Here is a 26,128-nt window from a genome sequence, read left to right on the forward strand (position 1 = left end):
GTGCCATTACACAAGTCAAATAAAAAAATAAAATATGTTTAAAATATATAACAAAATAGCTTTTAGCAGTATTGTAGCTTTAAATCTATTTTTTGCTAATCCAGTAATTTCACAGGAAAAGAAAGCAAAACAAACAAGTATAGATTACACCCAATATGTAAATCCATTAATAGGATCAGCGGGACACGGACACGTATTTGTTGGAGCGAATGTTCCTTTTGGAGCTGTACAACTAGGACCCGTAAATGTTTTTGAAGGTTGGGATTGGTGCAGCGGATACAACTACGCAAGTAATACCATATTAGGATTCACTCACACACATTTAAGCGGAACAGGAATTGGAGATTTAAACGATATTCTGTTGTTGCCAGTATCAGGAAAAGTTCCACTTACAAAAGGAACAAAAGAAGATATGGCAACAGGTTATGGCTCATATTTCTCTCATAAAAACGAAGTAACCAAAGCAGGGTATTACAGCGTTATTCTTGATAAATACAAAATTAAAGCAGAGCTAACAGCAAGCGAAAGAGTAGGTTTTCATAAATACACATTTAATACCACTACAGATAATCACGTTTTATTAGATCTAGCCGATGGTGTGGGATGGGATAAACCCGTAAAAACATTCATAAAAAAAATAAACGAAACAACACTTGTAGGATATAGATATTCTGCGGGTTGGGCTGCAGATCAACGTATTTTCTTTACAATGGAATTCTCTGAGCCAATTTCAAATATAGCTTTATATGATAATACAACTCCAGTTCCAGGAAACGAAGGCGAAGCAGTACGTATGAAAGCGGTTTTAGATTTTAAAGCTTTAAAAAATAAACAAGTTTTAGTAAAAGTTGGGATTTCTCCAGTAAGTTATGAGAACGCTGCTGCGAATATAAAAGCCGAGATTCCGGGTTGGGATTTTAATGCTGTAGCAAAAGAAGCGACTTCAAAATGGAATAAAGAATTAAATAAAATTCAGATAAAAGCAGATGATAAAACGACAAAAGTTTTTTATACAGCCTTATATCATACCATGTTTGCGCCATCAATTTTTAATGATGTAAACGGAGATTACAGAGGAACCGATAAAAAAGTATACGAAAAAGCAGGTTTTACCAATTATACGACTTTTTCACTTTGGGATACCTACCGTGGTTTACATCCATTATATACCATTACGCAACCCGATAAAATTAATGATATCGTTAAGTCATTTCTAGCAATCTACGAGCAACAAGGGCGATTACCAGTTTGGCATTTAATGGGGAATGAAACCAATACAATGAATGGGAATCATTCGATTGCAGTTATTGTTGATGCTTACATGAAAGGGTATAGAGATTACGATACCACATTGGCATATGAAGCTATCAAAAAAACAGCGATGCAAACTCGTGACGGAATGGATTATGTTCAGAAACTAGAATATATTCCAGCCGATAAAGTATTAGAATCAGTTGGAAATGCTCTAGAATATGCTATTGATGATTATTGTGTGGCACTAATGGCAAAATCATTAGACAAAACCGATGACTATAATTATTTCTCAAAAAGAGCCAATTTGTACAAATTGTATTTCGATAAAGAAACTACATTCATGAGAGGGAAATTAACCGATGGAAATTGGAGAACGCCATTCAACCCACTTTCATCAGCACATCGTAAAGATGATTATGTAGAGGGAAATGCATGGCAATACACATGGTTAGTTCCGCAAGACCCTTACGGATTAATAGAATTGTTTGGAAGCGAAGATAAATTTTTAGCCAAATTAGATTCACTTTTTCTGATAACAGATAAAGTAGAAGGCGAAGAGATTTCACCAGATATCAGCGGATTAATTGGTCAATATGCGCAAGGAAACGAGCCAAACCATCATATTCCATATTTGTATGCATACGCAGGACAACCTTGGAAAACCGCAAAACTAATCCGTGAAATCGATGATAAATTTTACTCGACAAAACCAGATGGATTATGCGGGAATGAGGATTTAGGACAAATGTCGGCTTGGTATGTATTCTCATCAATGGGATTCTATTCTGTTAATCCAGCAAACGGAATTTATGTTTTAGGAAGTCCATTAGTAAACACAGCGACAATCCATCATAAAGAAGGAATTTCATTTACATTAAAAGCAATAGACAATAGCAAAACCAATATCTATATCCAAAAAGCCGAGTACAACGGAAAACCATACACAAAATCATACATCACACACGATATGATTGTAAAAGGAGGAGAATTAAAATTGTATATGGGAAGTAAGCCTTCAACGACGTTTGGAGTGAAGAAAGAAGACAGACCTATTTAATTTTAGATTTTAGAATATAGATTTTAGATTTAAGAAGTCAGAAGATTTTAGTCGCAGTTTATAGTCACAGTTTTTAGCCTAAACCCTATAGCTTAAAGCCTAAAGCAAAAAAAATAAAATATGAAAATAAAGAGTTTAATTTTTTTAGGGATAATGCAATGTTGCGTTTTCGTAAATGCCCAAGTTAAAACGTTAGATCCGGTAGAATATGTTAATCCTTTAATGGGAACACAATCTTTGCATAGCCTTTCTAACGGAAATACGTATCCTGCAATTTGCCGACCTTGGGGAATGAATTTCTGGACACCACAAACAGGAAAAATGGGTGACGGATGGGCGTATGTTTACACAGCCGAAAAGATTAGAGGGTTTAAACAAACACATCAACCTTCGCCTTGGATGAATGATTACGGGCAGTTTTCGATCATGCCAGTAACAGGAAAATTAGCTTTTACAGAAGATGAAAGAGGAAGTTGGTTTAGCCACAAAGCCGAGGTTTCAAAGCCCTATTATTACAGCGTATATCTAGCCGATTATGATGTTACAACCGAAATTACAGCAACCGAAAGAGCAGCACATTTTCAGATTACATTCCCAGAAAATGAGCAATCTTCTATTGTAATCGATGCATTCGACAAAGGTTCTTATATCAAAATAATTCCATCAGAAAATAAAATTATAGGATATACAACTCGCAATAGTGGAGGAGTTCCAGAGAATTTCAAAAACTATTTTGTATTACAATTCGATAAACCATTTGCAACAAATTATACATGGCATGATAAAGTTCTGGAAAAAGACAAACTAGAATTAAAAGATAATCATGTAGGCGCAATAGTTGGATTTAAAACCAAAAAAGGCGAGAAAGTAAATGTAAAAGTATCATCATCTTTTATCAGTATAGAGCAAGCCGAATTAAATTTGAATAACGAGTTAGGAAAAGCATCTTTTGATGAAACAGTAGCCGAATCTAAACAAGAATGGAATAAAGTTCTGGGAAAACTAAATGCCGAAGGAGGTAGTGAAGAACAACTTAAAACTTTTTATTCAAGTTTATACCGCACCGTTTGTTTTCCGCAAAAGCAATACGAAATAGATGCTAAGGGAGAAATTGTACATTATAGCCCTTATAATGGCAAAGTATTACCGGGTTATATGTATGCAGGAACAGGATTTTGGGATACATTCCGTGCTTTATATCCTTTGCTTAATTTAGTTTATCCTTCTATAAACAAAGAAATGCAAGAAGGATTAATCAACGATTATAAAGAAGGCGGATTCTTGCCAGAATGGTCAAGTCCAGGGTTTAGAAACGTAATGGTAGGAAACAATTCGGCATCTGTAGTTTCTGATGCTTATATCAAAGGATTGCGTGGTTATGATATCAATAAATTATACGAAGCCTTGTTGCATGGAGCCAATAACGAAGGTCCGTTAGAAGCTGTAGGAAGAAAAGGAGTGGAGTATTACAACACTTTAGGATATGTACCTTATGATGTAAAAATCAACGAAAATGCAGCAAGAACATTAGAATATGCTTATGATGATTTCACGATTTGGAAATTGGCGAAAGCCCTAAACCGTCCGAAAAAAGAAATTAGTTTATTCGAAAAACGAATGATGAATTATAAAAAACTTTATAATCCAGAAATCGGATTAATGAGCGGTAGAAATAAAGACGGAAGTTTCCCTAAAAATTTCAATCCGTTTAAATGGGGAGATGCTTTTACCGAAGGAAATGCTTGGCATTACAGCTGGAGTGTATTTCACGACATAAATGGTTTGATTGATTTAATGGGAGGCGAGAAAAAATTTACAGCCAAATTAGATGCAGTTTTTACCACTCCACCAGTTTTTGATGATAGTTATTATGGAGCAGTTATTCATGAAATCCGCGAAATGCAAATCATGAATATGGGACAATATGCACACGGAAATCAGCCAATTCAGCATATGATTTATTTGTATAATTATGCTGGCGAACCTTGGAAAACACAACATTGGTCAAGAGAAGTAATGAACCGTTTGTATAAACCAACTCCAGATGGATATTGCGGAGACGAGGATAACGGACAAACTTCGGCTTGGTATGTTTTCTCAGCAATGGGATTCTATCCAGTTTGCCCGGGAACAGACGAATATGTTCTGGGAGCACCATTATTTAAAAAAGTAACATTACAGTTAGAAAACGGAAAGGAGCTTATTATAAATGCTCCAAATAATTCTGAAACTAATAAATATGTTCAGGATTTAAAATGGAATAATGCAACTCACACCAAAAATTATATCAATCATTTTGATGTATTAAAAGGTGGTGAATTAAATTTTGACATGACCAGCAAACCTAATTTACAAAGAGGAACTTCAGCAAGTGCCTATCCATATTCTTATTCAACTTCAAAATAATACTATGCAATCACGTAGAAAATTTATAAAAAACACAGGGATTTTTTCAGCAGGATTATTGGCACTTCAATCTGATGTTTTCGGAATGCAATCTGATGCTTTCAATTTTGCATTAAAAGATTTTATTACCAAAAGACCACCTTTAGCAGAAAGAAAATTTACAAGTAAAGCTGTTGAAGCAGCAATTGTAAGAATCAAAAAACAAATTGCAAATCCAGAATTAGCTTGGTTGTTTGAAAATTGTTTCCCAAATACATTAGACACAACTGTCGATTTTGAAATCATCGACGGAAAACCAGATACGTATGTTATCACAGGAGATATAGATGCCATGTGGTTGCGTGATAGTACAGCGCAAATCTGGCCGTATATTCCTTTTGTTAAAGAAGATAAAAAACTGGCAGAATTAGTAAAAGGAGTAATCAACCGTCAGACAAAATGTATTTTGCTTGATCCTTATGCAAATGCTTTTTACAAAGATTTTAATCAGGTAAGTGAGTGGAAAAATGATATGACCAAAATGCAACCTGGAATCCACGAGCGCAAATGGGAGATCGACAGTTTATGTTACCCAATACGATTGGCGCACGGATATTGGAAAGAAACTGGAGATATTAGTTTATTTGACAGTAAGTGGAAAGAAGCCATGCTTTTGGTATTGCAAACTTTTAAAGAGCAACAACGCTGGACAGATAAAGGGCGATATAATTTCCAGAGAGTAACTGCTTGGGCTACCGATGGTGTACCATTAAGTGGTTACGGATATCCTGTAAAACCATGCGGATTAATCGTTTCAACTTTCAGACCAAGTGATGATAGTACCTTGTTTGGATATTTAATTCCGAGTAATATGTTTGCTATCGAAGTGCTTGGATATCTTCAGGAAATTTTCTCTTTGCCAGCATTAAAAGACAATGATTTAGTGGCTAAAGCCAAAGAATTACAAGGACAAGTTCAGAAAGGATTAGAAGAAAACGGAATCATCGAACATCCAAAATTCGGAAAAATTATTGCTTTTGAGGTTAATGGTTACGGAAGTTTCCATATGATGGATGATGCCAATGTACCTTCATTATTATCATTACCATATTTAGGAGCTATTGAGCCAGATAGTCCGTTATATTTGAATACGCGTAAAGTGGTACTTTCAGAAAACAATCCATTTTTCTATAAAGGAAAAGCAGGCGAAGGGGTTGGAGGACCACATACAGGAACAGATACCATCTGGCCTATGAGTATTGTTTTGAGAGCCATTACCAGTGTCGACGAAAAAGAGATAAAAGCGTGTATTAGTAATTTGATAAAAACAAATGCCGATACAGGATTCATGCACGAGTCATTTCATAAAGACGATGTTACTAAGTTTACCCGAAAATGGTTTGCTTGGGCAAATACACTATTTGGAGAAATGATAGTACATACAAGCATTCATTATCCACAAATTTTAAAAGACAAAAACATTTAAAAAACTAAAAAATATATTTACCATTAAGAGATTTAAAAAAACTTATTTTTTTAAATCGAGAGAATATTTACCATTAAGAAATTAAGAAAAATTAAGCAACAATACTTAATAAGCTTAATCTCTTAATGGTAAAAAAATCTTAATCTCTTAATGGTTCAATTCCAAAAAAAAACAAGAATGAATAAAGAATATGCCGTTGGATTAGACATTGGGGGCACACATATTACCGCAGCAATTATAGATATAGTAAGCATGAAAGTGATTGATTTTTCGCTGCATAAAGAATCATTTGACTCTAATTTGCCGGTAGAAGAAGTGATGACTATTTGGGAAAAAGCAATTAGAACTTCTATAGAAACTTCTAAAGTAGAAAAACCGACAGGATTAGCCATTTGTATGCCAGGTCCGTTTGATTATATTAATGGAGTTTGTTGGATAAAAGGACAATCTAAATACGAGCATTTTTACGGATTAAACGTTCGTGATTTATTTCAGGATAAATTAAATCTTTCGACAGATTTTCCGATTCTTTTTGAAAATGATGCGGTATGTTTTGGTAAAGGCGAAGTCTTTAAAGATTCAGATAATCTTTCTAAAAAAGTAATGGCAATCACACTTGGTACAGGACTTGGAGCTTGTTTTATAGATAAAGGAGAATCGATTTGTACAGGGGATTTAGTTCCTAAAGATGGCGAAATATATGACCAACCATATAAAGATGGAATAGCAGAAGATTATGTTTCGGCACGAGGACTTATAGCTGGTTATTTCGCTTTAAGCGGAAAAAAACTCAACAACGGATTAGAGCTTTTTAATTTGGCTAAAGCCGAAGATGAAATGGCGATAAAAGTATTCGAAGAAATGGGAGAAGATTTAGCTGCGATTGTTATTCCGTGGTTAGAAAAATTCTCTGCTGATAGTTTTATCATTGGAGGAAAAATAGCAAATGCAAGTGAGTTTTTCTTGCCTGCTTTCATTAAAAAAATAAAAGAAGCAGGAAGTAAAGTCGATGTTTCTATTTCTATAGATAATGAAATTGCAGCTTTATTAGGAGCGACAAGTTTGCTTTATAAAGCTTAATAAGTTAAACCATATAAGTTATATAAGTTCATGTAAAAGAATTTTTGATAACTTGGTTTAAATTTTTTAGTAGCTATAAATAACTGTAAATGTTCTAAATATTACTTATATGATTTAATTTTGAGTTGCTATAAACAGCCCACTTAAATGATCTTATATAACTTTATATGGTTTAAAAATATTTAATATGACAAACTCAAACCGCAGAAATTTTATAAAAACAGCAGCAATAGCTTCAGTTGCTGTAGCATTGCAATCTTTTAATTCAGATGCATCTGAAGAAGAAAAAGTTGTAGTTTCTAAAAAAGGAAAAAAGCCAATTGTACTTTCTACTTGGAAGTTTGGAATTCCTGCAAACGAAGCTGCTTGGGAAGTTTTAAAAAGCAAAGGAAGTGCTCTGGACGCTGTCGAAGCAGGAGTTAAAATTCCCGAAGGCGACCCCAAAGAGCGAAGCGTAGGTTATGGCGGACGTCCTGATAGAGATGGTCGTGTAACACTCGATGCCTGTATTATGGATGAAAATGCCAACATAGGTTCTGTTGCTTGTTTAGAATATATTAAACATCCCATATCAGTTGCAAGAGCGGTAATGGAAAAAACACCACACGTAATGTTGGTTGGAGATGGAGCTTTGCAATTTGCATTAACACAAGGTTTCAAAAAAGAAAATCTACTAACAGAAGAGTCCGAAAAAGAATGGAAAGAATGGCTGAAAGACAGTAAATACAAACCAATTGCTAATATCGAAAATCACGATACAATCGGGATGATTGCTCTGGATGCCAACGGAAATCTTTCGGGTGCGTGTACTACAAGCGGAATGGCTTTTAAAATGCATGGACGCTTAGGAGATTCTCCAATTATAGGAGCGGGTTTATATGTTGATAACGAAATTGGAGCCGCTACAGCCACAGGTCACGGCGAAGAAGTAATAAGGATTTCGGGTTGTCACCTTGTTGTTGAATTAATGCGTCAAGGAAAATCACCTCAAAAAGCCTGCGAAGAAGCCGTAGCCAGAATCGTAAAACTAACCAAGAACAGAAACAAAGATTTAAAAGATATTCAAGTAGGTTTTATCGCTTTGAATAAAGTGGGAGAATATGGCTCGTATTGTATTCAGGGCGGTTTTAATTATGCTGTTTATGACGATACTGGCAACCGATTAATCGATGCCGATTATTTTTTGAAGTAATTTTTTGAAGTAATTTTTTTGTTTTATCCCCAATCTTGTCTTTTTTATCCCGAGGTTTCGGGAGAAGAATCTCCACAAGAGATTCTGTAATCTTTGTCGAGCTACTAGCGGAGACCCTTCGTTCCTCAGAGAGACAAGTTTGTGGAGTTTCTTTGTGTAATTGTGGTGTCGACAATCTTGTCTTTCTGACGAAGGAAGACATGAACGATAGCGAACTGGCGAAGCAATTTCTAGAAGGAATTCCATAATCTTTGTCGAGCTACTAGCGGAGACCCTTCGTTCCTCAGGGAGACAAGATTGTGGAGTTTCTTTGTGTAATTGTAGTGTCGACAATCTTGTCTTTCTGACGCAGGAAGACATGAACGATAGCGAACTGGCGAAACAATTTCCAGAAGGAATTCCATAATCTTTGTCGAGCTACTAGCGGAGACCCTTCGTTCCTCAGGGTGACAAGATTGCCAGAAGACTGTATCGAAAGAATTGCACAATTGAGTAATTAAAAACTATTCAAATAAGTAATCTAAGAAATTCAAATCAGGATTTATTGATTTTATAAGTTGTATTTTTTTATCTCTTTTCCATCCTTTTATTTCTTTTTCTCTTGCAATTGCTTCCTGAATCCAAGTAAATTTCTCAAAATAAAGTAAAAAATGGACATCATATTTAGACGCAAAAGTTTTATTACCCACTAAAATATTTTCTTTATGTTGTCCTAATCTAATTTTTAAATTATTTGTGACTCCAGTATACAAAACAGTTTTTGCTTTGTTTGTAATTATGTAGATATAATAAGTGTGGTATCCTTCATTTGGTTGCATTAAACGAAATTAATGCTTTTTTAAATAAAGTAAGTTAAAACTTATGTTTTTTATTTTCCCAATCTTGTCTTTCTGACGCAGGAAGACACGAGCGATAGCGAACTGGAGAAGCAATCTCCACAAGAAACTCCATAATGTTTGTCGAGCCACTAGTGGGGACCCTTCGTTCCTCAGGGAGACAAGACTGAGGATAATCGTGCTGTTCCAAATTCAGATTATTATTTACTGTCTTTTAAAGCAGTTATTAATTCTACCATATCGACTATGGCGTATGTCGATGAATAATCGGATACGGCATAGGGCAATATTAAGCTGTTGTTGTGGATGATTGCACCACAGGAATACACAACATTGGGTACATAACCTTCTCGCTCATCTTCGAGTGGCGAAAGTAGTGGTTCTTTAAGTCTTCCGATTTCTTTGGATGGGTCGTCAAGGTCAAATAACGATGCGCCTATACAATAACGTCTCATAGCGCCTACACCGTGGGTTATAACAAGCCAGCCTTCTTGGGTCCAGAGTGGAGATCCGCAGTTTCCTATTTGTGTAAATTCCCAAGTATAACGTGGTTCTTGGAGTAGGATAGGATTGTCCCATTGTGTGGCTCTGTCGGAATACATGATGTAATTGTTTACGCCATCGATACGGGAAAGCATGGCATATTTGCCTTTTATTTTTCGGGGAAATAACGCCAGGTTTTTATTTTGCGCACCAGCGCCATGCAGAGGCATTACCCTAAAGGTATAAAAGTCTTCGGTAGAAATAAGTTTTGGGAGTATGGTATGCCCATTATAAGCTGTATAAGTTGCCATAACCCGATTGGAGCCATCATCATCTACAAAACGTACAAAACGAGCATCTTCGATTCCTTTGCTTTCAGAGTCAGATATCGGGAATATAACGCGTTCGGTAATATCGGAGTCGTGTTTGAATTGCAAATCATAAAAAGAATCGGCTAACCAAATTATTTCTTCGAGCGCTGTTCTCCTTTCCTGACGAATTGATGGATCGCTTAATGCGATATTTACCATACTTTTTAATACAGCATACTCAAATTCATTAGGCAAATCCTGCATGATTTGCGCTATGTATTTGTCATGCGTATGCATTTCGGACAATTTTAAGAGGAATCGTTCTTTATTGTATAGGCTTTTGTGCTCAATCTCGGCTTTATCGATATTATGCCCAATTTTCATTACTTGGAGGTTGTTATCTTTATCGAGAATTCCTCTCCTAAAAACAATTGACGAAATATGTCCTTCGCCTGTGGCACGGAATGAAATAATAACTCGTTTTTCGCCAATTTGAAGATCCGATTGATCTAAATCTTCAACAATAGATGGGTTGAAAATAGCAGCCGATTCAATAGCATATTCCATCGTGCAGTAAGAACCTATAAGCATTTTTCGGTCGAGAGACATGGTTTCATAGTCTATTTTCATCCCTTCGATTATACCTCTTATTTTTCCGGAATGTTTAAGAAAGATGCTTGAAATATTTCGGTGACGTCTTGCAAATTCACGAAGTGTATGTTCTAAGGTTTCTACGACTTGTTTTTCATCGAGTGTCATTATGCGCGCAACCATTTGGATTGTCCGTTCATCACCATTCATAAAATATCGGGCAACAACTCTTTTGGAATCTGGGATAAATCGTATGTTTTTTCGGATGACAGGTACTCGCATAGTTTTATGTTTTAATTAGAATAAAATAGGAACGCTATTTATTTTGGAACAAATCAACTTTAAAAATCTAGGAATCTTAGGAAGTATAAACTTCTGATAAAGGGATTATTCCAAATTTACGAAAAAATAATAAATAAAATTAGGGTAAGTGTTTGGTTTACAAAAGGAATGGTTTAGAGGGTTAATGCTGTTGTAGAAAATAGAATTCTCTTCATTTGTTCCCGAAAAAGATTTTTAAAAAAGTTAAAGCGAAAGATAAAATTTTACCTTGCAGTTCGAAATTAATAAACCTCAAAATTTTATCTTCTGGATTGATTATTTTCTATTGTCTAGAAGTATATAGAATTTTTCAAAAAGCAAGACCATAGTACGTTAGAAAGAGATAAAAAATACTAGATTTTAATTCTGACCAGACGGATATATTGAAAATATCTTTTGATAATCACAAACTAAGTAACTTTTGAACCTTAGTACCTCAGAACCTCTATGCCTAAAAAAAACTAAGCAATATTCTCTAATCCACCAGGAAATGGTCTGTAGGCATAATAATGCAAGACTTCTTCGATGGCCATTTTTAAAGCCTCATTTATTGGGAGCAATGTAATTCCCATTTTGAGGTCTATTTGTGCTAATTGCATATAATAATCTGTAAAAATAGGGACGTACTGTCCTTTGTTAATCAATTCTTCGGCTGTATTAAAGTTATCTTGTTGTTCTTCTTTTATGATTTTGCAGGTTGCCAATCGCAGTTTTCCGTATTTATCGGTATTTGCGGCATAACCAAATAGACGACATATTAAACCTCGATAACGATAATTGCTACATTTTCCTTTATGATGTTCCAGAACAGAAAGTGGGCGGTATAAATGGCAATTTTTGTTGGATGTATTGTTTAATTCTGCTAAAGTTTCTTCAGCCATACCATTCAAAAACAAATGGAAAGCCCAAGGCAAAAATTCTAGTGGTGAAGCTTCTATATTAGGTTTAGAACAACATTTTCCACAACCAGCGTTACAAAATATATGTGTTTCAGATTGAAAAGCAGTAATTTCAATTTCAAGGCGGTCAAACAATGCTTCTACGAGCCGAACTTTATGTTCTATTGCCATTTTTTTGTGTAAGGTAGGCTAATAGAAATGGCTCATGCTACATTAGGTGTTTTTTTTAAATTAAGAAAGGGGCAAAGGGGCAAAGGAGCAGAGTAGCAAAGGAACAAAGGTTTTTTAGGAAAGGTGCTAAGGTGCTAAGATGTAAAGGGACAAAGACAGCTTCGTTTATGAATAAAATAGTTTTTTTTTAGTTATTATATTTGTTTCTAAAAGAAATAGTCTTAGAATCTGTATAAGTAGCTTCTCAAGTTACTCTCAGAGGTTTTTTTTAATTTAGAAAGGGTCAAAGGAGCAGAGTAGCAAAGGTTTTTTAGGAAAGGTTCTGAGGTACTAAGTTGCAAAGGGACAAAGGATGCTTCGTTTATGAATAAAAGAATTGTAATTAATTATATAGTGTATATACTATATTTCAATTTCATTTGTGTTTTTGACATAGGAAATCAGCCTGTAATTTCCATATTAAGGCCTTAGTACCTCAGAGCCTTAGTACCTTTAAAAAATCCTTTGTACCTTTGAACCTTTAAAATAAGCCCCCAAATTTTATATGAACCGAGAACATTATATTCCCTTTAACAAGGAGTTCTTACTCGAGCAACAAATTGCAACTTTTAGTGAAGACCAAAAAAAGGTCGATGATTTTATAAAATTATTCGATATTATAGAGCACTATTATCATTATGAAGCTTTTAATCTTAACCGAAATTTAAAACAAAATTATGCTCTATTCGATCCTGATTTAAGCCCGAAAGAACGTGAAAGTTTTATAGGCAAGAGTGACTTTTCTGTTTTTAAAGAAACGCTTGTTACAGTTTTGGAACATGGTAATTATAGTCGCATTGAGAAGGAAACGTTAGATAAGGCTTTTAAAGATTCAGATTTAATAGGTCTAAATTTAGCAATAGATTTTAATGCTTTTAAAGATTACGAATTATATGTTAGAGGCAATCATAAGGCAAAAGAAAAGGTAACTAAATTTATTTTCTGGAAGAAACAAATTGAGATAGAATATTATGATCGTGTCATGATTTATCTTAATTATAATGATGCCGATTATCTTAGAGAGAAAAAAGTAAAATTAGGAAAAATGCCTATTGAGCCTGGTTCTGTGGTTTTAAAAATCTTTAAGCGCGTTCCTAAAAATGACCTTGAAACGATATTTCCAAATGCAATCCCGCAGATGTCTACTACAGACAAACTCTTGTTGTGGGTTCCTGGTATTTTTGGTGGTGTTTCGTTATTGAGTACTACCGTAATTCCGGCATTGATTCGTATGTATGCTGCATACAAATCGGGAGAAACTCTAGACTTGCTAAATAGTAAAGCTTCGCTAAATCAGGGTTTAATTGCATTAGGAATTTTATCTGCATATTTATTTAGGCAGTATAGCAATTTTGTGAATAAGAAGATAAAATATTCTAAGATGCTTTCTGATAGTCTTTATTTTAAGAATCTAGGAAATAATAGCGGTGCTTTTTACTCTTTATTAAACTCATCAGAGGAGGAAGTACTTAAGGAAACTATCTTGGCTTATGCATTTTTAGAAAGAAGTAAGAATCCTTTAACTGCAGATGAACTCGATTATCAAATTGAATCTTGGTTTATGACAAAGCTAAATACTGATTTAGATTTTGATGTAAATGATGCTTTGTTGAAATTAAAAAACATTGGTCTTGGTATAGAAACAAATGGAAAATGGGAAGTTATCTTGCTTGATAAAGCGCTCATTAAGGTTGATGAATTGTGGAATAGTGTTTTTAGGAAAGGTACAGAGGTTTTTTTTTAAAAGATTCAAAGGTACTGAGGTTCAAAGGTTGCTTAGTTTGCGAGTAAAATGATTGTGATACATAAGTAACTCGACATAGTTTGAGGAACTGCTTATGGAGATTCTTCACTCCGTTCAGAAAGACAAGATTGGAGAATTTGTTTGTCAATCTACTCGTGAATATTATTTTACTAGTTTGCTATCGTTTATTTTATCCGCAAACAAATTAATTTTTGAAACTTAGAACTTCAGAAACTTTTTTGTCTCATTCAAACAACTTTAGGTATAATTGTATTTTTCAGCATTGATTTAAAATTAAAGGATGCCTTTATAATATCGAATAGATTTATTCTTAATTTATTGGTTCTAACTTTTATGTATATTTCGTTTAAGTATTAAATTTAAAAAGATTAGTAATATATCTGATGAATAATCTCAAACCTATTTCTGTTTTTATAATAACATTGTTTTTATCGGGATTTGCTATTCTCAAATTCACACAGCAATTTAGGTTTATTGATGAGTTTAGATGGATTTATCAAACGGGAGGGATTTTATGTTTTTCCTTTGAGTTGCTTTCTTTAGTTTTATCCTTTATTGTTTTGATTTTATTTTTAAAAAGAGATATTAATTTGAAAACGAAATATAAATTCATCTGGATTATTTTTAGCTTAATTCCGCTTTTATTTTGGGTATTTGTTTATATTCAATTTGGTACTAATATTTAAGAATGAGTAAATAATTGTGAAAAAAAAGGAATGATAAATATGAAATCAATCATGACAAAAAAAATTCTATTAATTTTAGCAGGTGTACTTTTTTTGAGTTGTCAAAAAGATAAAAATAATGTATTAATATTTGATGAGGTAGAGTATTATCACAGTAGCTTTTATAAATTGGCTGGTCCACCAGATAATACAGATAGGTTTGATATTTATTATTCTGATTTTGTGCAGGAAAAAAATAAATTCAATTATACAAAATTAGCTCAGTATGGATTTTTAAAAAGAGAAATAAGTAACGATTTTGAGGCCAATATAAAAGACTTTCTGACAGATAAAAATCCTGGAAAATATTTCCCTGACTATAGATGTTTAAACTGTTATCAAGATATTTTGATTTTTTATAACAAGAAAGAGTTAATAGGTGTTGCGAAATTTGACTTTTTATGCAACAAGTATTGTTTTACAAGTTTTCTTTCTGATAAAAATATTTATTTAAAAAAGGATTGTTTAAGGTATAAACACTTTTTTAAAGAATAAAGAAATGCGGTAGTTATCTTGTATAAGTTTAAGAACTTTTATAGGGTGATAGTATCATAATCATTTTATCCGCAAACTAAAAGAAAAGCCTTAGCACCTCAGAACCTTTCTCAAAAAAACCTTTGTACCTCTGAACCTTTCTCCCTTAGTACCTTCTTTAAAAAACCTTTTTTGTATCTTCCATAAATTTTATTAGATTTACGTATACCTAAATCCTGAAATATGAGAACGTTAGAACAATGGTTTGATGAATATGCAGTAAGTCACCAAAACCCAAAGAATAAAGCGATACATTATGTATGTGTTCCTGCAATTTTCTTTTCGATTGTAGGTTTATTAATGAGTATTCCGAGTGGTTTAATTGCTCGCACTCTAAAGTTGAATGCCCCAATAATCGAAAATTGGGCTGTGGTTGTGTTACTTTTTGTACTCGTTTTCTATATTAGATTGTCGGTTGCAATGGCTTTTAAGATTGCAATTTTCTCGGCTATTTGTCTGGTTGTAAATTATTATATCGGACAAGTTTTTCCGTTATGGATATTTTCTATTGGTGTTTTCATTATTGCGTGGATTGGGCAGTTTTATGGACATAATATAGAGGGTAAAAAGCCTTCTTTCTTAAAAGATCTTCAGTTTTTAATGATTGGTCCAGCTTGGGTGGTTGAGAATTTATTCTCGAAGAAAAGGGTTTAAAAAAGGTACTGAGGTTCAAAGGTACAGAGGGGCAAAGGCTACTTAGTTTATGAACAAAATTATTTGAATTTTATAAATACCCATGAACAAAATTTACATACTAATCCTTTTTACTTTTACTTTAATTAGCTGTAAAGAAGAAGAGAAAAAAAGGGTAAACATTCCTGCAACTAAAGTTTCTATAGAAGCTCCTCAAGATTTTAAACTATCCAAAAGTATCATCGGACTTGAAAAAGGTACTAATGCAATAATTCAGATATCAGATTTGGTTGGAGGAAACTTCGATAGTAATTCAAGAGATTTTTCTAAAAAAGGATTTGAAGATAGAGGAGTTAAAGTTTTTGAGTATAAAGAATTTAAACTCGATGGCTATCAGGCTAAATATATTCATATGCAAGGTCAGGATAATCAGGAAGCTATGAATGTAGTTTTTGGAGATTCTACATTTTGTGATATGGTTATGGCAATATTTCCTGCAAATGATAAAACAACAGCTGATCAAATAAAAAAAGCTATTTTTTCTATAAAATATAACAAAGAGCTTAAGGTAGATTACTTGAATTTAGCTTTTTTTAAAGTAAATAATAATAAATCAAAATTTAAATTTGCGCAAGCATCAGGGAATATGTTTACCTATTCTACTGGTGGAGTAGTTAAGAAGTCATATGAAAATGAGCCTATGTTCTTAATTACACCTCTCCCTGGTGATTCGGGTTTGACTAAAAAAGAATTGTCGGAAAGTATATTTAATGGTTTGATACAAAATAGCTTTATAGTTCTTGAAGAAAAGAATATTAAAACGGAACGCGTGAATGGGTATGACGCATATGAAATTGAAGTTTATGGTTTTCTAAAGGGGAAAAAAGTTTTAGTTTATCTACTTGTATTAAGAAATGAAAATAAGGCTTTGGCTTTAGAAGGAGTTGCTTATTCTGATTTTGATAATGAGCTAATTGGTTTTAAAGAAATAGCTCATAATGTAGTATTTAAATAATATTGAGAGTAAATGAAGAAAAAGTTTAAAGAATCTATATTTTAATGATTAAATAATTGTCCTAATTTATTAATTATAAAACTTTTTATAGTTAAAGAGGAAAAAAAATAGAGGCATTTTTGGAGTTAAATTTTTAACTTAAATAAACCTTTATGAATAGAACTTTACACCAAATTTTTAAGCGTTTTTTTTTATTGACAGTTTTGGTATCAATTTCTACAACTGCACAGATTAAAATAAATGAGGTCATGGCGAGTAATACCATGAGTTATGATCCTACACAATACAACTTTTCGGATTGGATAGAATTATATAATCCAGCGAATACTACAGTTAGCTTTCGAAATTATTATTTTTCTGATGATATCAATTTGCCTACTAAATGGCAAATTACAAGCTCTAAGGCTAGTATTTCTAAAGTAGGATATTTGCTAGTTTATTTTGATGAAACTAATACAAGCACAAATGCAAGTTTTAGGTTGGAGCCTAAAGGTGGAACTATCTATATGTTTGATGCCAGTAAAAATCTTGTAGATAAAATAACTTATCCTCCTTTAAATAATGGTAATATATCGTATGGCAGAACTACTGATGGTGGTAGTGAATGGAGTCTTATGAGTTATCCTACCCCTAAAACAACTAATGCTAAAGGTTTTCCTGCAAGTAAACAGGCTGAACAACCTTTGTTTAGTGAAGCGGGTGGATTTATTAGTGGGACGAAACAAATCACGTTAACCAGTAAAACTCCTGGAGCTTTAATTTATTATACATTAAATGGTGACGAACCTTTTGATGCAACAACTCAGGTAACTGATGCATCTAAAATGCTTACTGGAAAAGCGTTGCTTTATAATGGCGCAATCTCTGTTACTAATGCTGTTATTAGAGCAAAAGTTTATGCACCTGGTTATTTACCAAGTACTGTTGTTACTCAATCTTATTTGCTAAATAAACGAAATATTGATTTGCCTGTTTTTTCGGTTTCTATGAATGAAAAATATCGAAATGATGGAACGCTGGGAATATGGAGAAACTATAATAATAAGGTTATGAAAAGACCTTCTAATGTTGAATTTTTTCCAACTCAAAATGGGACGTCTAATTTTAACTATCAAATGAATGTTGAGATATTTGCAGCTAGCCAGCGTGCAAAAGAGCATAAACAATTTAATATTATAGCAGACAAAAGGTTTCAGGGAAATAACCGAATGAAATATGACTTTTTTAATGAGAAGAAAGGTCAAAAAAGAAAGTCGGTTACATTAAGAACTTCGGGACAGGATGGTAAAAAAACGATGCTGCAGGATGCATTGGTTCATGTTTTGATAAAAGACCAAATGGATATAGATCGTAGAGCTTACGAACCTGCTGTTGTATACATTAATGGTAATTATAATGGCTTGATGAATATTAGAGAAAGAACTCAAAAGGATTATCTGGAATCTAATTATGGTTTGGAGACTAACGAATACGATTTGTTAGGTAAACATAACGATTATTCTACTATTCGTGCTTCTCAAGGGAATATGAATCAGTGGAATGAAATGGTAAGTTATCTTAAAGCAAATGACCTTAAAACTGAAGCTAATTATCTTAAATATGTAGAGAAGTATATTGATGAGCCTGAAGTACTAAATTATTTTTTAGTACAAACTTATATTAACAATCGTGATCAGCCTGATAATAACATTAAAGCATGGAGACCTTATACTAATAAAACAAAATGGCGTTATATATTGCATGATGCCGATTTGGCTTTAATAGTTTATTCATCTGCGGATAATAACATAAACCGTACACAAAAGAGTTCTACAAGCTCGATGGGATATGTTTTTTATAGTCTTTGTAAAAATGCAACGTTTAAGCAAAAATTTGCTGGTCAGTATATTGTTCATGCTTATCAAACATTTGATCCTACCAGAACAACACCTATTACTGATAGTCTTGCAAAAAAGATTGAAAATGAAATAGGTTATACACATGATGTTCATTCTTCGGTTCCGACTTTGGCAACTTGGAAAAAAAATATTCAATCGATGAAAGATTATTGGATTAAAAGACAACCCTATGCTACTAAACACGTAAAATCTTCTTTTGGTTTGAGCGGTAATGAGATGGCATTGAATGTAAATAATGATTTTTCTAAAGGGGATGTGTTGTTAAATACTATTAAATTGTTGAATAATTTTAAAGGGAAATATTTACAAAGTCTTTCTTATTCTTTGGAGGCTAAACCTAAAGCAGGTCATACTTTTAGATATTGGGATATTAAAATAGATAATGTAAGTAGTCAAGAATTTGGTGTTACTTATTCTGGAGTAATTCCTGCTAAAGCAACAAATGTTGTTATTACTGCTGTTTATGATAATGATACTGTAAGTTCTGAAACTAAAAAGAATGATGAAGATAGTACTGTAGATGCAAAGGATGAGAATGCAATGAAATCCTCGGATGTGAATTTATCTGAGAACAAAGTTGTTATCGAGGAATTAAATAAACAGTTGGTAGCAAGCGATGTTAGAATATACCCTGTGCCAATTACGGAAGATATCCTTACGATTACTGCTGATGGAAATACGATATTAGCAGTTGAATTTTACGCTATAAATGGTTCTTTAGTAAAAAGAGTTGTACCAGAGGAAATGCCTCTTGATGTTTCTTTTTTAAGCAAAGGTGTTTATTTGTTGCGTATTTACACGGATAATGGAGTAGTTGTTAAAAAGATTATTAAATAAAAACTAATTAATTTTACTAAACAAAAAGGTTTTAAAAATGCGCATTGTCTTTGACTTTGCGCATTTTCTTATTTCAATTGAAAATGTTGTGTTGAATATTTTAGTTCTAGCCCAGATAAAAACGGCATCCTTTTCTTTGTTTCTTTAACAAAGAAAAGATAGAGTGGATAGCTGGAATTAGCTCCTAATAAAAATAATCTGGGTAATGATAAATCTAGATAATTAATAGGTCTAGTGCCGATAATTCTGTTACAAAAGGGCAGAACATACTTATTACCACTTCTTTTATTTTCATAAGTCCTGAACCTATGCAATTATTTTGATTCTTGATTTGACTAGGTGGATACCCAAAGTATTTACGGAATGCTGTACTAAAATGATTAGGGGATTTATAACCTAACGATTCTGCTATTTGGTATATGTTTAGCTCGCTTTTTAGTAATTTTTGTTTGGCTTCAGTCATTTTTAGTTCGTTTAGATAACCAAAAACGGTTGTGCCAAATATTTCTTTAAAGTATTTTTTTAGCTTAAATTCATTAGTTCCTACTTTTCGGGCAAGATCTATTAATGAGCAGGGTGCCATAATGTTTTGAGTAACTATTTCTCTGGCATGGTGCATTCTTTCTACATCAATTTTCGGAATTGAATGTAACACCTTTTGCGCTTGAGTTAATTGCTCTACTTGTAACAATAATAATTCAGAAACTTTTGTTTCCATGTACATTCTACGAAAATGACCAGTTCTTTCGCAAGAGCTTATGTCTCTTACTACAGCCAAAATCTCTGGCGTCATGATCTCGCTATATTTTATTTGTTTTGCTGGATTCTCATTAGAATATGTTGTGATGAATTGAAAATCCAGATCTAAAGAATCTACTAGTGTGTTGTAGGTATCTTGCGGTATTAATATCGAGAGGTATTCTATTGCTGTAGGTGTAGCGGGAAGTTTAGCCAGTTTTGTACCTGCGGGTAAGTAATGTATTTGGTGATGCATCATGTTAGTACACCCTTTCATAAAAAAGAACATTTGCATGACTGGTTCGTCTGTAAAATATTCAATTTTTATGGGCTGTAATAAATCTACCTCGATAAAGTTTATAAAAAACGATCCTGCTAAAGTTTGGCTATCTTTTATGCTGCCATATTTGGAATCACTGAATGTAATAATATCTTCAATAATTTCGTAAGCTTGATCTTTTTCTTCAAAAAAAGTCTGGTCACAGAGCTTGTAATCTATGTCTTTTATCGTGGTTTTAAGTTGCATTCTAATTCTTACTATGTTGGTTACAAAGATACGTTTATATTTAATATCTGTATTGAGTCTAAATAAAAACAATCCTTTTTGTGTATGTTATAATCCCTTATTGACACCCTTGACCCGAGAGACTAGAGGTAATTTTGCAGGCAAATTAACAATGCCAATTTTACTTTTTAATGCGTTTCAAAAACTACATCGATTGTTTTATAGCAATCAAGAATATAATAACTGCTTGTATTACAAATGTATGCGATGAGGTATTTGGGTTAAAAGAAAAACTTTTTTTTGTAACCAATACAAATACTCAGCCTTTAAAAGAGAAAAACTCTTTATTACAATCTCTAAAATATAGTTTGTTATTTGTTGGTATGTTTTTTCTGCCTTCTGGGGCATTTGCTCAAAACGGAACTCTTTCGGGAGTTTTAAAACTAGAAAACGGAACTCCAATTACTTATGCAGCTGTTGCTGTTAAAAACACCAAAAATCAGGTAATTACAGATGATGAAGGTAAATTTGAATTTAGAGGTCTTGCTTTTGGGCAGTATGAGATTGAGGTAAGTTCTATCGAGATTACCAGAAAGAGCATTAATGTAGAATTTAAAGGCAGCAAGGAAAGGATTATTCTGGTTGTTGAACCTTCGGAAAGTTTAGGCTTAAAAGAGGTTGTTATTAATGTAAAGACTGAGAAAAAAGAGGTTGAAACTAAGGGTTTTGCTGTAAATGTTATTGATACTCAAAAGATGGCTTTGCAGTCTATACAAACTAATGAGTTGCTGGATCGTTCGGCAGGGGTTCGTATTAGGCAAGATGGTGGATTGGGTTCTAAGATTGATTATAATATTAATGGTTTATCGGGTAATGCTGTAAAGGTTTTTATTGATGGTGTTCCTGCTTCTAACTTTGGTTCTTCATATTCTTTAAATAGCATTCCTCCAGCATTAATTGACCGTATCGAGGTTTATAAAGGAGTAGTTCCTGCCAATCTTTCTGAAGATGCATTGGGTGGAGCGATTAATATTATTCTTAAAAAGAAAACCAGAAACACACTTGTAACATCTTATTCTTTGGGATCTTTTAATACGCACCAATGGAATATAGCGGGTAATTACCGTAAAGAGAATGGGTTAACAGTTGATGCTTCTGCATTTTATAATTATAGCGATAATAATTATGAAGTTTGGGGAAAAAGTATCGCTTTTAAGGATTACACAGGACAAACGAAGACTGACCAACGTGCAAAACGTTTTCATGATGCTTATAAATCATCTGGAGTAAAGTTTGAAGCTGGTTTTACAGATGTTAAATGGGCAGATAGGTTTATGATTGGTGGTATTTTATCTAAGGATTATAAAGAGGTTCAGCATGGTATTACAATGGATAATGTATATGGTGACCGCCATACCAGACGTAATTCTAGTATTGCGACATTAACTTATAGTAAGAGTGATTTTTTTGCAAAAGGATTGTCGTTTAAAGTTGATGCAAGTTATTCTTATTTAAAAAGACAGGCTATAGATACTGTAGGTGTTATGTATGACTGGACAGGAAAACCAATAATGTATCCTGACGGAACTTATGTAAAATATAGTAGTGGGGCAGAGGTAGCAAGTGCTAAAACTCTAGGTATTAATACCGATAAGACTTTGTTTGTTCGTACGAACTTAGGATATACAATAAATAGCAATAATACGATATATGCCAATTATATGTATAATAATTTTATGCGTGGTATATCGGATGAATTACAACCTTTGGGTCTGCAATTACTAGAGAATACAAGGGATTTACAAAAAAATATCGTTTCGTTTACGTATGAAAATCTGGCTTTTTCTCAAAAATTGAGAACTAATATTTTTTACAAGCATTATTTTCAAAAGGCAACTTCAAATGAACCTTATAGGAAAGATATTGTTACTGGAGTGCCTAATTACGAAATGAGAGTATTTACCAAAAAATCTGATTTTAGCGGATATGGTATTACTTTATCTTATGAATTAAATCCTAATTTGTATTTGTTAGGATCTGCAGAGAAAGCGATGCGATTACCTAGTCCTAACGAATTGTTTGGTAATGTTAATGATAATTTACTTGCTCCGGCAGGAGAGCTTAAACCTGAAACGAGTTACAATGTAAACATTGGAGTAAATTGGTCTGGATTAAAATTTGGCGATCATTCTATTAGACTAAATACCTCTCTTTTTTATAGAGACACTAAAGGAATGATTAGGGAATCTATAAGAGCGGGAAGTTTTACTTATTCGCAATTTGAAAACCTTGAGAATGTTATGTCTCGTGGTATAGATGCTGAGATTATTTATGATTATGCCAAGAAGTTTAATCTCTCTTTTAATGTATCAAAGTTTGAGTCTTTATTTAATACTCAATTTGATGCCAATGGTGCTCCATATTTATTTTATCGTATGCAAATAAGAAACGAGCCTTCGTTTAAATTTAATATTAACGCAGTTTATTATCAGGATGATTTATTTGTAAAAAATTCAAAGGCTTCTATTTATTATAATATCAGCTATGTGGATGAATTTCTTAGGAATTGGGCAAATGTGGGAGGAAAGAACTTAGACTATATTCCAACACAATTTTCTAATAGTTTAGGAATCGCTTATACTTTTCCTTCTAATAGATTTACGATTAGTGTAGATGCAAAAAACATATTTGATCAACAGATATTTGACAATTTTGGTTTGCAAAAACCAGGCAGGGCATTTTTTGCCAAATTAACGTATTCATTAACTTCAAAATAAATAATCGCAATGAAAATTAAATTTAGAAATTTAAAAAGTACATTACTATCAGGTGCTTGTGCAATAGCACTACTAGGCTCATGTAGTAGTAATGATAATAATGGAGACACTCCTACATCGCCAGAGGTAAAAACTGATTTTCAATTGGCTTTTGCTAGTGGTTCTGGTAGTATTTCTGGTACTTATCTTCAGGGGGTTACAGATCTTTCCCAAGGTGAAATTTCATATTCTAAAAAAGGATATTCAATGACTTCATCTCGTACAGCAAGAGTATTTACATCATCGGATGGTTCGCTTGTTTACAGTCTTAATTATACAATTGGTACTATTGATAAGTTAACGTACCATGGTGGAGATAATTATAATAAAATAGTAACTTTTGATGCTTCTATTCCATTAGGGGTTAAGGCAGTACGTTTTACAAAAATGACTGATAAAGTTGGATCTGTTCATAGTATTGCTTCTGTTAAAGTATTTGGAGGAGCTAATAATACAGAGTTTTTAAAACATAAGATAACTGCAAGTATCGGTCTTCTTGATTTAGAAGCCATGAATTTTGGTAGTAACTTTAAGAAAGATATTGATGTAGCTCTTCCAGGAACTTTGGCAAGTGAGGGGTATTATATTGATCGTATTGATTGCCCGGTTATTTCTGGTAATAAATTGTATTACGGTACATCTGTAAGTAAATTTAATGCATCAACTGGTGCTAATGATGCAACTGATAAAACATTTACTCTTGTATTAGACTATCCAAGTTTAGCTAATGCTACTGTAATTAGTACTTCGCAAGTTAAAGGAGCTACAAATGGTTACCGTACACCAACACAACACTTTAATGAAGCTGGTGAAATCATGCAAATGGTAAGTAACGGTAAGGATTTAAATATCGTGAAAATTATAAATGGTAAATATGATGAAACCTATAAATATAGCGTAAGCGGATTGTTAGGCAGAGATGCTTCTAGTAATGGTTGGTTCTATGCTGGTAACGGAATTGGATATATGCCTTACGAAAAGAAAGGTGACACAAAAATTCAGATTGGTGTTGATAAAAATGGTGATCCAAGCTATTCTGCTCCTTGGGGATTGGCTAGAATTGACCTTAAAAACAATAAGATTGTAGACTTAAATGTACCTGCTGGATTATGGTTAACTCAATACCAATTTTCAGTTGTTAAAAATGGTAAATTTTATATTGCATTAACTCCAGTAGGAACTCCGGGTAACATATATATGTTTGATGTAAATTCTACAGATGCTAATGGTACTTTGGGTGCAAGAATAACAGCAGGTGCAGATCAATATTATATAGGGATTTTTTAAGGTTCTGAGATTTTAAGAAAGGTACAGAGGAACTAAGAAGCAAAGGTTCAAAGGTTGTTTGGTTTATGTATAAACTGAGTAACTTTTGGACCTTTGTTTATTTGTAAGGTGCTAAGGTTTTAGGAAGGTACTGAGGTTCTAAGAGGCAAAGGGACAGAGGTGACAAAGTTTGCGTATGAAATATTGCAATCGCAATCTTGTATCCCTGAGCTTGAGAAGGACGCAAAGTAATCTAAAATCTAAAATCTAAAATCTAAAATCTAAAATCTAAAATCTATCCCGAAGTCTCGGGACTAAAATTTCTATTTCTTCGCAGTCATTGTTGCACCAGCAGAAGCTATAACCACCAAGGCAACAGCTAGTATTTGGCTAATAGTAAGGTGTTCTTGCAAAAAGAAAAAGGCACAAATCGAGGCTGCAGCTGGTTCTAAACTCATTAAGATACTAAAGGTGCGCGGAGGTAGTTGTCCTAGTGCTTTCATTTCTAATGTAAACGGAATTGCGCTAGATAAAAGTGCAAGTGCAATACCCATTCCTAATAAACCAGGTGTAAGGTTACTTAATCCGTTTTCCATAATTCCAAAAGGGACGATAAGTATAGAGGCAAATAACATTCCTGTAGATACTGCATCACCATCTTTCATAACTCTGGAAACTTTTCCTCCTAATATGATATATGTTGCCCAGAAAACACCTGCTAATAATGCAAATAAAACACCAACAAGATCGATACCATTGCTAGACCACGGCGCAATAAGAGCAATTCCTATTGCAGCAAGTAATACCCATAAGTAATCGACTAAACGCTTAGAACCAAAAACGGCTACTAATAAAGGTCCTACAAACTCTAATGTAACACCAAGACCAACCGGAATTCGTTCTATAGCTAGATAGAAAATTAAGTTCATTGCTCCCAAAGACAAACCATAAGGAATTACAAGTTTCCACTGAGGAGGAGTAATCATTCGTAGGTTTGGTCTATAAACTAATAATAATATTATTGCAGAAATTCCTATACGTAACGATGCAGTTCCAGCTGCACCAAGAACAGGGAATAGACTTTTTGCAATGGCCGCTCCGCATTGTACACTTAAAATTGCTAAGATAATTGCTGGTAATGGAGGGATATTTATTAGTTTGTTTTTCATGGAAAGATTCAAAATATGAGGGCGCGAAATTACAAAAAAACTAACTTAAAATTTTGTAATAAAAGTTAAATGATTTGTAATCTTTTCTTGAATGTTTTACAGGAAAAATACTACAATATTTT

General features: G+C 33.2%; 17 protein-coding genes. 12 read left to right on the forward strand and 5 right to left on the reverse strand.

Annotation, left to right across the window (positions count from 1 at the left end):
- Positions 1–34 precede the first annotated feature (34 nt).
- The 5 genes from SHI72_RS18165 (at position 35) to SHI72_RS18185 (ending at position 8,454) form a co-directional block, all read left to right on the forward strand.
- Entirely contained in the window at positions 35–2,311 is a 2,277-nt protein-coding gene (locus SHI72_RS18165; protein ID WP_323490932.1) for a GH92 family glycosyl hydrolase, read from the forward strand.
- A gap of 120 nt (positions 2,312–2,431) precedes the next feature.
- Positions 2,432–4,717, forward strand: coding sequence for a GH92 family glycosyl hydrolase (locus SHI72_RS18170; protein WP_323490933.1), 2,286 nt, complete (start codon positions 2,432–2,434; stop codon positions 4,715–4,717).
- Between the two features lie 4 nt (positions 4,718–4,721).
- Entirely contained in the window at positions 4,722–6,182 is a 1,461-nt protein-coding gene (locus SHI72_RS18175; protein ID WP_323490934.1) for a glycoside hydrolase family 125 protein, read from the forward strand.
- Positions 6,183–6,359: 177 nt separating this feature from the next.
- Positions 6,360–7,262, forward strand: coding sequence for an ROK family protein (locus SHI72_RS18180; protein ID WP_323490935.1), 903 nt, complete (start codon positions 6,360–6,362; stop codon positions 7,260–7,262).
- A gap of 187 nt (positions 7,263–7,449) precedes the next feature.
- Positions 7,450–8,454 carry a N(4)-(beta-N-acetylglucosaminyl)-L-asparaginase gene (locus SHI72_RS18185; RefSeq protein ID WP_323490936.1) on the forward strand — a complete coding sequence of 335 codons (1,005 nt, stop codon included), beginning with the start codon at positions 7,450–7,452 and terminating at the stop codon, positions 8,452–8,454.
- A gap of 503 nt (positions 8,455–8,957) precedes the next feature.
- Here SHI72_RS18185 and SHI72_RS18190 read toward each other — a convergent pair.
- The 3 genes from SHI72_RS18190 to SHI72_RS18200 form a co-directional block, all read right to left on the reverse strand.
- Entirely contained in the window at positions 8,958–9,272 is a 315-nt protein-coding gene (locus tag SHI72_RS18190; RefSeq protein ID WP_039114063.1) for a GIY-YIG nuclease family protein, read from the reverse strand.
- A 218-nt stretch (positions 9,273–9,490) separates the two neighbouring features.
- On the reverse strand, positions 9,491–10,957 hold the full coding sequence (locus tag SHI72_RS18195) for a glycoside hydrolase family 130 protein (protein ID WP_039114064.1): 1,467 nt from the start codon (positions 10,955–10,957) through the stop codon (positions 9,491–9,493).
- 500 nt (positions 10,958–11,457) lie between these two features.
- Complete coding sequence (locus tag SHI72_RS18200) at positions 11,458–12,066, reverse strand: YkgJ family cysteine cluster protein (protein WP_086894208.1); 609 nt, start codon at positions 12,064–12,066, stop codon at positions 11,458–11,460.
- A gap of 544 nt (positions 12,067–12,610) precedes the next feature.
- On the opposite strand from SHI72_RS18200, the gene SHI72_RS18205 reads away from it, so the two are divergent.
- From SHI72_RS18205 to SHI72_RS18225, 5 genes are all read left to right on the forward strand, one after another.
- Positions 12,611–13,849, forward strand: a complete 1,239-nt coding sequence (locus SHI72_RS18205; RefSeq protein WP_323490937.1) for a TMEM143 family protein — start codon at positions 12,611–12,613, stop codon at positions 13,847–13,849.
- A 758-nt stretch (positions 13,850–14,607) separates the two neighbouring features.
- On the forward strand, positions 14,608–15,090 hold the full coding sequence (locus SHI72_RS18210; protein ID WP_323490938.1) for a hypothetical protein: 483 nt from the start codon (positions 14,608–14,610) through the stop codon (positions 15,088–15,090).
- A gap of 222 nt (positions 15,091–15,312) precedes the next feature.
- A complete protein-coding gene (locus SHI72_RS18215) occupies positions 15,313–15,783 on the forward strand; it encodes a DUF962 domain-containing protein (RefSeq protein WP_323490939.1) in 471 nt (156 codons plus the stop codon).
- Between the two features lie 82 nt (positions 15,784–15,865).
- Entirely contained in the window at positions 15,866–16,777 is a 912-nt protein-coding gene (locus SHI72_RS18220; RefSeq protein ID WP_323490940.1) for a hypothetical protein, read from the forward strand.
- 152 nt (positions 16,778–16,929) lie between these two features.
- Entirely contained in the window at positions 16,930–19,512 is a 2,583-nt protein-coding gene (locus SHI72_RS18225) for a CotH kinase family protein (RefSeq protein WP_323490941.1), read from the forward strand.
- A 214-nt stretch (positions 19,513–19,726) separates the two neighbouring features.
- On the opposite strand, the gene SHI72_RS18230 is transcribed toward SHI72_RS18225, so the two are convergent.
- Positions 19,727–20,776, reverse strand: coding sequence for an AraC family transcriptional regulator (locus SHI72_RS18230; protein WP_323490942.1), 1,050 nt, complete (start codon positions 20,774–20,776; stop codon positions 19,727–19,729).
- A 170-nt stretch (positions 20,777–20,946) separates the two neighbouring features.
- Between SHI72_RS18230 and SHI72_RS18235 the strand changes: the two genes are divergently transcribed.
- Both SHI72_RS18235 and SHI72_RS18240 read left to right on the forward strand, forming a co-directional pair.
- On the forward strand, positions 20,947–23,532 hold the full coding sequence (locus SHI72_RS18235; protein ID WP_323490943.1) for a TonB-dependent receptor: 2,586 nt from the start codon (positions 20,947–20,949) through the stop codon (positions 23,530–23,532).
- Positions 23,533–23,541: 9 nt separating this feature from the next.
- The gene (locus SHI72_RS18240) at positions 23,542–24,858 is read left to right on the forward strand and encodes a hypothetical protein (RefSeq protein ID WP_323490944.1); all 1,317 of its coding nucleotides are present in this window, start codon (positions 23,542–23,544) and stop codon (positions 24,856–24,858) included.
- Positions 24,859–25,160: 302 nt separating this feature from the next.
- On the opposite strand, the gene SHI72_RS18245 is transcribed toward SHI72_RS18240, so the two are convergent.
- A complete protein-coding gene (locus tag SHI72_RS18245; RefSeq protein WP_039114076.1) occupies positions 25,161–26,006 on the reverse strand; it encodes an EamA family transporter in 846 nt (281 codons plus the stop codon).
- Positions 26,007–26,128: the final 122 nt, after the last annotated feature.

Origin of the sequence: Flavobacterium sp. PL02 (assembly GCF_035013205.1) — a bacterium.
In the GTDB taxonomy this organism is placed as follows: Bacteria; Bacteroidota; Bacteroidia; order Flavobacteriales; family Flavobacteriaceae; genus Flavobacterium.

Bases quoted from the DNA above. Each gene is read 5' to 3' on its own strand.
- SHI72_RS18195 (WP_039114064.1), bottom strand. From the start codon at position 10,957: ATGCGAGTACCTGTCATCCGAAAAAACATACGATTTATCCCAGATTCC.
- SHI72_RS18205 (WP_323490937.1), top strand. From the start codon at position 12,611: ATGAACCGAGAACATTATATTCCCTTTAACAAGGAGTTCTTACTCGAG.
- SHI72_RS18220 (WP_323490940.1), top strand. From the start codon at position 15,866: ATGAACAAAATTTACATACTAATCCTTTTTACTTTTACTTTAATTAGC.
- SHI72_RS18230 (WP_323490942.1), bottom strand. From the start codon at position 20,776: ATGCAACTTAAAACCACGATAAAAGACATAGATTACAAGCTCTGTGAC.
- SHI72_RS18200 (WP_086894208.1), bottom strand. From the start codon at position 12,066: ATGGCAATAGAACATAAAGTTCGGCTCGTAGAAGCATTGTTTGACCGC.
- SHI72_RS18245 (WP_039114076.1), bottom strand. From the start codon at position 26,006: ATGAAAAACAAACTAATAAATATCCCTCCATTACCAGCAATTATCTTA.
- SHI72_RS18240 (WP_323490944.1), top strand. From the start codon at position 23,542: ATGAAAATTAAATTTAGAAATTTAAAAAGTACATTACTATCAGGTGCT.
- SHI72_RS18215 (WP_323490939.1), top strand. From the start codon at position 15,313: ATGAGAACGTTAGAACAATGGTTTGATGAATATGCAGTAAGTCACCAA.
- SHI72_RS18235 (WP_323490943.1), top strand. From the start codon at position 20,947: ATGCGTTTCAAAAACTACATCGATTGTTTTATAGCAATCAAGAATATA.
- SHI72_RS18185 (WP_323490936.1), top strand. From the start codon at position 7,450: ATGACAAACTCAAACCGCAGAAATTTTATAAAAACAGCAGCAATAGCT.
- SHI72_RS18190 (WP_039114063.1), bottom strand. From the start codon at position 9,272: ATGCAACCAAATGAAGGATACCACACTTATTATATCTACATAATTACA.
- SHI72_RS18165 (WP_323490932.1), top strand. From the start codon at position 35: ATGTTTAAAATATATAACAAAATAGCTTTTAGCAGTATTGTAGCTTTA.
- SHI72_RS18180 (WP_323490935.1), top strand. From the start codon at position 6,360: ATGAATAAAGAATATGCCGTTGGATTAGACATTGGGGGCACACATATT.
- SHI72_RS18225 (WP_323490941.1), top strand. From the start codon at position 16,930: ATGAATAGAACTTTACACCAAATTTTTAAGCGTTTTTTTTTATTGACA.
- SHI72_RS18175 (WP_323490934.1), top strand. From the start codon at position 4,722: ATGCAATCACGTAGAAAATTTATAAAAAACACAGGGATTTTTTCAGCA.
- SHI72_RS18170 (WP_323490933.1), top strand. From the start codon at position 2,432: ATGAAAATAAAGAGTTTAATTTTTTTAGGGATAATGCAATGTTGCGTT.
- SHI72_RS18210 (WP_323490938.1), top strand. From the start codon at position 14,608: ATGACAAAAAAAATTCTATTAATTTTAGCAGGTGTACTTTTTTTGAGT.